The organism is Polaromonas sp. P1_G2 (assembly GCF_056405515.1).
Genome location: NZ_JBFUBY010000209.1, coordinates 1 through 7,340, shown reverse-complemented (window position 1 = coordinate 7,340; position 7,340 = coordinate 1). Strand labels below are relative to the sequence as shown.

Sequence of the window (7,340 nt, the reverse complement as noted above, 5' to 3'; positions counted from 1 at the left end):
GCGCTACGCCGGGCCTGAGCAGCTGGTCGCTGAGCAACAGCCTGACGCAGTTCCACCTGGCTGGCAGCGACAGCGAAGCGCTGGGCGGGGACCTGGCCTACCAGTACGGCGCCAACGGCACCTTGGCCGGCATCGGGCTGGGCAAGGCACAGGAGGTGCTGACAAACGCGCAGTTTGGCGCGCAGGCGCAAGCGCTGCATTCGACGGCCAGCCTGCAGGAGGGGCTGCTCCGCTTGGGTTGAGTGGGTACGGGGGCGTCAATGCCCCCGGCGGCTTGGCTGGCCTATGCTGGCTGCGCTGAATTGCGTTGAAGCCGAAGCGCACGGGAAGATTTTCCGTTTGCTATCAAATTGGTAGCTTCTAGTCTATATGTATATTTGGCTAGAGGCCGATTTGACACATAAAAATTTTCACTGAAAACCCTTGCAACAGCCTCCCGGCGAGGCGGGCCTTTGGGGTGTTGATTTTGGGTGTTGATCCCGGTGGATTGCGTGTTTATACTGGATGTATATACAGTATCTCACGGGCTCTTCGCCAATACCACCGGCTCCCCCTCATGTCCGACGCCATCATTCCCATCCATGCCATCAAAGGCCGCGGCACGGCCACGCGCATGGCCCACCGGTTTGAAAAAGACGTGCGCAGCGCGTGGGACGACGGCTGGGGCACGCTGGAGGRAGGCGCGGCGGGCGAAGTGCCCCGGATCGAAACCACCGTCACGATGGAGGATGCCCGCAGCGCCATCGTGCGTAATGACTCGCCCGACATTTTTTTCGACTACAGCATCAATCCCTATCGGGGCTGTGAGCATGGCTGCGTGTACTGCTATGCGCGGCCCACGCACAGCTACCTGAATCTTTCGCCCGGGCTGGACTTTGAAACGAAGATCATCGCCAAGCGCAATGTCGCCGAGGTGCTGCGCGCCGACTTGCGCAAGCGCAGCTATGTACCGCAGCTGCTCAATATCGGCTCGGCGACAGATTGTTATCAGCCCGCAGAACGCGAACTGCGCCTGACGCGCGGCGTGATCGAGGTGATGCGCGACGTCAGCCATCCGTTTTCGCTGATCACCAAGTCCAGCGGCGTGGAGCGCGACCTGGACCTGATCGCGCCGCTGGCGGCAGACAAGCTGGCGGCGGTCTACGTGACCATCACCACGCTGGACGGCGAGCTCGCGCGTAAGCTGGAGCCCCGCGCCGCCGCGCCGCACCGGCGGCTGCGCACCATCCGCGCCATGGCCGAGCACGGCGTGCCTGTGGGCGTGAGCGTGGCGCCGCAGATTCCTTTTGTGACCGAGGATATGGAGCAGGTGCTGGAGGCGGCCTGGGAGGCCGGCGCGCGTTCAGCGTTTTACACGGTGATCCGCTTGCCCTGGGAGGTGGCACCCATCTTCAAGGAATGGCTGGAATTGCATTACCCGCAGCGTGCCGCGCGCATCATGGCGCGCATTCACGAGATGCGCGGTGGCAAGGATTACGACAGCGACTTTGCCTCGCGAATGAAGGGCTATGGCCTGTGGTCCGACCTGATCAAGCAGCGCTTTGAAAAATGCTGCAACCGGCTGGGCTTTAACCGCCAGCGAGTCGAGCTGGATTTGAGCCGCTTCAGGCCGCCGGGTGCCGCGGGGCAGGGCAGCCTGTTCTAAACGTATAGTGCAAGCCGTGTTCTACAAGGAGTTCAGTGTGGCATTCGACTGGAAACATTCATCGGACGACATGGACTGGGATGCTTTGTCTCATCTGTACCGGATCGCGCCGCTGGGCGAGAAGAAACCGGCGGACCTCAAAGTCGTGTTCTCCAACAGCCTGTTCAAATGTTTTGTGTATGAGGGTGGCAAACTCATTGGCGCCGGCCGTGCACTGGCCGACGGCATGGACTGCTCTTACATCTGCGATATCGCGGTGCATCCTGATCACCAGGGCGTAGGCCTGGGCAAGGACATTGTGGCCAAGCTGGTCAGCCTGTCCAGGGGGCACAAGAAAATCATCCTGTATGCGGTAGCCGGCAAGGAGCCGTTTTACCGCAAGCTGGGCTTTCGGCGCATGTTGACCGCGATGGCGATTTTTGCGAACCAGGAGCAGGCGATGAAAAACGGTTTGATCGGCGACAACTGAAACGGTGACCGTCCCTGAGCCGTTCATAAAACCCAGCGAAGCGGTCCTGGCTAGGCGCGTCGCCGCAGACAGTGCTACAGCACGGCAAGGCGGCGCAACAACGCCAGGAGGGTTTTTTGAGCGGCTCCTAACGCAAATAACTGCGGTTCAAGCGTATCTCAAGCTTCTTCTGCAGCGTCTCAAACGATGCACTCATGGCCCAATAAATCCCCGCGGCCGCGAGGTAGAGCGGAAAGGGCTGGAAGGTGGTGGCGATCACTTCCTTGGTCGCCAGCATCAACTCACCCACGGCGATCACCGAGACCAGCGAGGTGTCCTTGATCAGGCTGATCAGGCTGTTGGAGAGGCTGGGCACGGCCAGCCTCAGGGCCTGCGGGCCGATCACATAGCGCAGCGTTTGCGCTTGCGTGAGGCCCAGGCTGCGGGCCGCGTTCCACTGGCCGTGTTCCACGCCGTTGATGGCGCCGCGTATCGTTTCAGACAGGTAGGCACCGACGTTGAGGCTCAGGCCCAGGATGCCGGCGCTGATCGGGTCGAACTGTATGCCTATGCTGGGCAAGCCGAAGTAGATGACGAAGAGCTGCACCAGCAGCGGCGTGCCGCGCATGCAGCTGACATACAGGGTCGCGAACTGCGAGAGTCCGGGCACCTTGGCCAGCCGGGTGACGGCCACAATCGTGCCGATGACGGCGCCGAAGAAAACAGACGCCACCGCCAGCAGCAGCGTCCATGCCGCGCCTTTGAGCATGAGGGGCAAGGCATCGCGCAACAGGGAGGTCAAGCCGGACAAGTCCATAAGGGTCTCCACAAATAAAAACCCCGGCAGAGAGCCGGGGTTGTTTCAGGCGCCGAAGGATGGCGCGCGGCTGGTCGAATGTTACTTCGATTGCCTGAGTTACTTTGCGACAGGCGGCTTGCTCACGTCGCGGTCAAACCACTTGTTGGAGATTTTGGCGAAGCTGCCGTCGGCCTGCAGGTCGGCCAGCGCCTTGTCGATGGCGGCCTTGAACTTGGGGTTGTTCTTGACGAAGGGGATGCCGGATTTTTCGAGCTCGCCGACAGGCGCGCCGGGCTTGAGCGGCAGCTTGGTCTGMTTGACGATGTAGGGAATCAGCAGGCTGTCATTGAGCGCCGCGTCGATGCGGCCCAGGGCCAGGTCCTGCAGGTACTCTTGCGCGCCGGGGTAGGTCTTGACGTCGATGCCGCCCACTTTTTTGGCGATATCGGCGTAGTTGGTGCCCTGGCCAAGGCCCAGCTTCTTGCCCTTGAGGTCGGCCAGCGACTTGAACTCGCGTTTTTCATCCTTGCGGATGATCAGCTGCGGGGCGGAGATGGTGTAAGGCTCGGAGAAATCAAAGGTCTCCTTGCGCTTGTCGGTGATGCCGACCTGGTTGATGACCACGTCGTATTTGCCAGCTTGCAGGCCGGCCAGGATGGCGCTCCACTCGCTGGTCGAGAACTCGGCCTTCACACCGAGCTTTTGCGCCAGGGCATTGGCCAGTTCCACTTCAAAGCCGGCGAGCTGGCCGCCTTCCTTGTAATTGAACGGAGGATAGGTGCCTTCAAGCGCCACCTTGAGCGTGCCGCGCTGCTTGACGGTGTCCAGCAGGTCGGCTGCGCCGGCGCTGAAAGCGAGTGTGAGAAGGAGCGTGGAGGCCAGAGCCTTGCGGATATTCATATTCAGCCCTTGCATAAGAGAGTTGTTATTGAGATGCGGGTTGAATATTAAATCCGTTCGCCATGCTGGTGCATGCCGCCCCAAAAAAGCCCTACGTCGCATCCGGGTGCTCCCGGCCGGGCTTCAGAGCTCAGGGCTTGGCGCAGTGGGCGTAGATGTCGAGCGCGGGCTTGTAGACGCCGGTCTGCACATTCATCAGGCCCAGCACCGAGTGGAAGTAGTTGTCGTGGCTCACGGGCACATCGAGCTGCTGCTTGAGGCAGGCTGTCGTCAGCTTGCCGCGTTGCTCGAAGCCGGGCGACAGCCAGGTGATCCAGGGCACGCGTTTTTGCACGTCGGGCGCGATGCCGTAGGGCATGCCGTGCAGGTAGAGGTTGTTCTCGCCCAGTGATTCGCCGTGGTCCGCCAGGTAAAGCAGGGCGGGCGCGCTGTGCGCTTCCTGCGCCTTGAGCCACTGGATGGACGAGGCCAGCAGCTGGTCGGTGTAGACGATGCTGTTGTCGTAGGCATTGAGCAGGCCTTCACGGCTGCAGCTTTGCAGCGCGTTGTCGGTGCACTCGGGCAGGAATTTTTTGGAGGCCTGCGGTGAGCGTTTGAAATAGGCCGGGCCGTGGCCGCCCATCTGGTGCATCACCACCACCACGCCTTTGGCGCGCCGCTCGGCCGGCAGCGCGGCAATGCGCTCGTTGATGCCGTGCAGCATCACTTCATCAAAACAGTCACCGCTGTCGCACAGGCCCGGCACCTGGAGCTGCACCGTGTTGACGCTGGGCACGCGGTCGCACACGCCCTTGCAGCCCGACTGGTTGTCTATCCAGAGCACGGCCAGGCCGGCGCGTTGCAGCACGTCGAGCAGGCCTTCGTAATTGGCGGGCCGTGAGTCGTAGGCTTCGCGGCCGAAGTTGGAGAACATGCAGGGCACCGAGGCCGCCGTGCTGGTGCCGCAAGACCAGGCGTTGCGCTGGCTCGCGACGTTTTCTTTGGCCAGCAGCGGGTTGGTGGGCCGGCCGTAGCCGTTGAGCGAGAAGTTGCCGCTGCGCGCCGTCTCGCCCAGCACCAGCAGCAGCAGCGGCGGTTTGTTTTGCGCCGTGTAGCTGGCGCCCAGCTTCGCGTCCTCCCCCAGCGGCAGCACCACGGATTCATCGCGCTGGAAGGGCTTTGCCGCGATGGAACCCAGCGCGTAAAAAGAGTTGAGCGGATTGATCAGGTAGCGCACATGGGTGTAGTTGCGCATGACCGAGGCGATGCTCTGGAAGAACAAAAACATCACCAGCACCAGCAGCACGCACGCGCCGGCCAGCGTGGCGAAGTTGCCGAGTAGTTGCCGCGCGGCGCTGGCGCGCCTGATCTTCTGCCGCCACAGCAGCACCAGCGGCAGCACCGCCAGCACCAGCACTGTGGCCAGCAGGCGCCAGTTCAGCAGGTCGCGGGTCTCGCGCACGTCGGTCTGCAGGGTGTTGACCATCATGGTCTTGTCGATGACTACGCCGTAGGCCATCATGAAATAGGCGCCGAAAGCGGCCGAGAGCAGGAAGAGGGTGATGGCCGGCTTGAGTGTCCAGCGCCAGGCCAGCAGGCTTAGCAACGCGGTGGTAGCCAGCGCGATCACCAGCACCAGGGCGACGCTGATGACGGCGACCTGGCCGGCGCTCAGGCCGGGCAGGCGGGCCAGTTCGCGCCACAGCGCCACATTGCACACCGTGGCGATCCAGACGCTTGCCAGCACCACCAGCCACAACGGCCGCATGCCGTGGCTGTTTTGGCTGGGGGAGGTGAGAGGCTGGGAGGTGGGCGCGGGTTGCAGCGGCATAGCGCTGCATTGTATTTGCCGTGCCTTAGGGTGGGCTTATGGCCTCAAGCTGCGGCGGCGAGGCCCATTTGCCGCGCATGGTGGCGCAGGTGTTCGGCCATGAAGCTCTCGATGAAGTAGTAGCCGTGGTCGTAGCCCGCATGGCGGTGCAGCGCCAGCGGCTGGCCGGCCTTGGCGCATGCGGCCTCAAACAGCTCGGGGTGCAGCTGTTCGGCGAGGAATTTGTCGGCCAGGCCCTGGTCTATGCGTATGCCGCCAGGGTAGGGCGCCGCGGGCATGAGGGCCATCAGGGCGGTGGCGTCGTGCTCAAGCCACTGCGACTCATCGCTTCCCAGGTAGCCGCTGAACGCCTTGTGTCCCCAGGGGCACCGGCTGGGCGCGCAGATGGGCGCGAAGGCCGAGACAGACTTGAAAAGATCCGGATGCCTGAGCGCGAGTGTCAGCGCGCCATGGCCGCCCATCGAATGGCCGAAGATGCCGATGCGGCTTGTATCGATCGGCAGCGCGTCCGCCAGCAGCGGCAGCAACTCCCCAGTGAGGTAGGTTTCCATGCGGTAGTGCCGTGACCATGGGGCTTGTGTGGCATCGAGGTAGAAACCGGCGCCCACGCCGAAGTCCCAGCTGTCGGTTTCACCCGGAACCTTGGCGCCGCGCGGGCTGGTGTCGGGCGCAACCAGTGCCAGACCGAGTTCGGCGGCCAGCCGCTGTGCGCCGGCCTTGGTCATGAAAGTCTCTTCGTTGCAGGTCAGGCCCGCAAGGTAGATCAGCGCAGGCACCTCGTTGCCGGCCGTGGCCTGCGGCGGAAGGTACACCGAAAAGCGCATGGGCAGGCCGATCTCGCGCGAGTCGTGCTGGTAAAAGCGTTGCAGGCCGCCGAAGCAGCCGTGTTCGCTGAGAACTTCCGGGGCTGTGGTCATGGATATCTTTCTGTTCAAGCAGGGGCCGCGGAACCGGCTTTGCCGGGCCGCAGGCGCAGCGCCCCCTCGGGGGGCAGCGCATTACACGAAGTGAAAAGCGTGGGGGCCCACGTTAATACAAGACGACACCGCGGATGGACTCTCCGCTTTTCATGAGATCGAAACCCTTGTTGATGTCYTCRAGCGGCATGGTGTGSGTGATCAGGTCGTCGATGTTGATCTTGCCWTCCATGTACCARTCGACGATCTTGGGCACRTCGGTGCGGCCGCGSGCGCCRCCGAAGGCCGAGCCTTCCCATTTTCGGCCGGTGACAAGCTGGAAGGGCCGGGTGCTGATCTCGGCGCCGGCTTCGGCCACGCCGATGATGATGCTGCGGCCCCAGCCCTTGTGCGTGCATTCCAGCGCCTGGCGCATCACCTTGGTGTTGCCTATGCATTCAAAGCTGTAGTCGGCGCCGCCGTCGGTCAGCTGCACGATGGCATCGACCACGTTCTCGGTCTCTTTCGGGTTGATGAAATGCGTCATGCCGAACTTGCGTGCCATCTCCTGGCGCGCGGGGTTGATGTCCACGCCGATGATCTTGTCGGCGCCCACCATCTTCGCGCCCTGGATGACGTTGAGGCCGATGCCGCCCAGGCCGAAGACCACGACGTTGGCGCCGGCTTCGACCTTGGCGGTGAAGAGTACCGCGCCTATGCCGGTGGTCACGCCGCAGCCGATGTAGCAGACCTTGTCGAAGGGCGCGTCTTCACGGATTTTCGCCAGCGAGATTTCGGGCGCGACGGTGTAGTTGCTGAAGGTGGAGGTGCCCATGTAATGG

At 62.9% G+C, this 7,340-nt stretch carries 8 protein-coding genes; 3 read left to right on the top strand and 5 right to left on the bottom strand.

The genetic code is table 11. The features are described 5' to 3' along the window. The 3 genes from AC1D0P_RS18610 to AC1D0P_RS18600 all read left to right on the top strand — a co-directional run. Positions 1 to 242, top strand: a 242-nt coding sequence (locus AC1D0P_RS18610; protein WP_477678109.1) for a hypothetical protein, incomplete at its 5' end; no start/stop codon positions are given. A 314-nt stretch (positions 243 to 556) separates the two neighbouring features. Beyond that, on the top strand, positions 557 to 1,645 hold the full coding sequence (locus AC1D0P_RS18605; protein WP_477678108.1) for a PA0069 family radical SAM protein: 1,089 nt from the start codon (positions 557 to 559) through the stop codon (positions 1,643 to 1,645). A gap of 37 nt (positions 1,646 to 1,682) precedes the next feature. Beyond that, positions 1,683 to 2,114, top strand: coding sequence for a GNAT family N-acetyltransferase (locus AC1D0P_RS18600; RefSeq protein WP_477678107.1), 432 nt, complete (start codon positions 1,683 to 1,685; stop codon positions 2,112 to 2,114). A 127-nt stretch (positions 2,115 to 2,241) separates the two neighbouring features. Here the strand turns inward: AC1D0P_RS18600 and AC1D0P_RS18595 are convergent, their stop codons facing one another. The 5 genes from AC1D0P_RS18595 to AC1D0P_RS18575 form a co-directional block, all read right to left on the bottom strand. Next, positions 2,242 to 2,910 (bottom strand): amino acid ABC transporter permease, encoded by a 669-nt coding sequence (locus AC1D0P_RS18595; RefSeq protein WP_477678106.1) that lies wholly within the window; start codon positions 2,908 to 2,910, stop codon positions 2,242 to 2,244. Positions 2,911 to 3,009: 99 nt separating this feature from the next. Further along, a complete protein-coding gene (locus tag AC1D0P_RS18590; protein WP_477678105.1) occupies positions 3,010 to 3,792 on the bottom strand; it encodes a transporter substrate-binding domain-containing protein in 783 nt (260 codons plus the stop codon). A gap of 130 nt (positions 3,793 to 3,922) precedes the next feature. Continuing rightward, entirely contained in the window at positions 3,923 to 5,602 is a 1,680-nt protein-coding gene (locus tag AC1D0P_RS18585) for a phosphoethanolamine transferase (RefSeq protein ID WP_477678104.1), read from the bottom strand. A gap of 44 nt (positions 5,603 to 5,646) precedes the next feature. Next, entirely contained in the window at positions 5,647 to 6,519 is an 873-nt protein-coding gene (gene fghA, locus AC1D0P_RS18580; protein ID WP_477678103.1) for an S-formylglutathione hydrolase, read from the bottom strand. A 112-nt stretch (positions 6,520 to 6,631) separates the two neighbouring features. Next, positions 6,632 to 7,340: zinc-binding dehydrogenase (locus AC1D0P_RS18575; RefSeq protein WP_477678102.1), on the bottom strand; the 709-nt coding region annotated here is incomplete at its 5' end.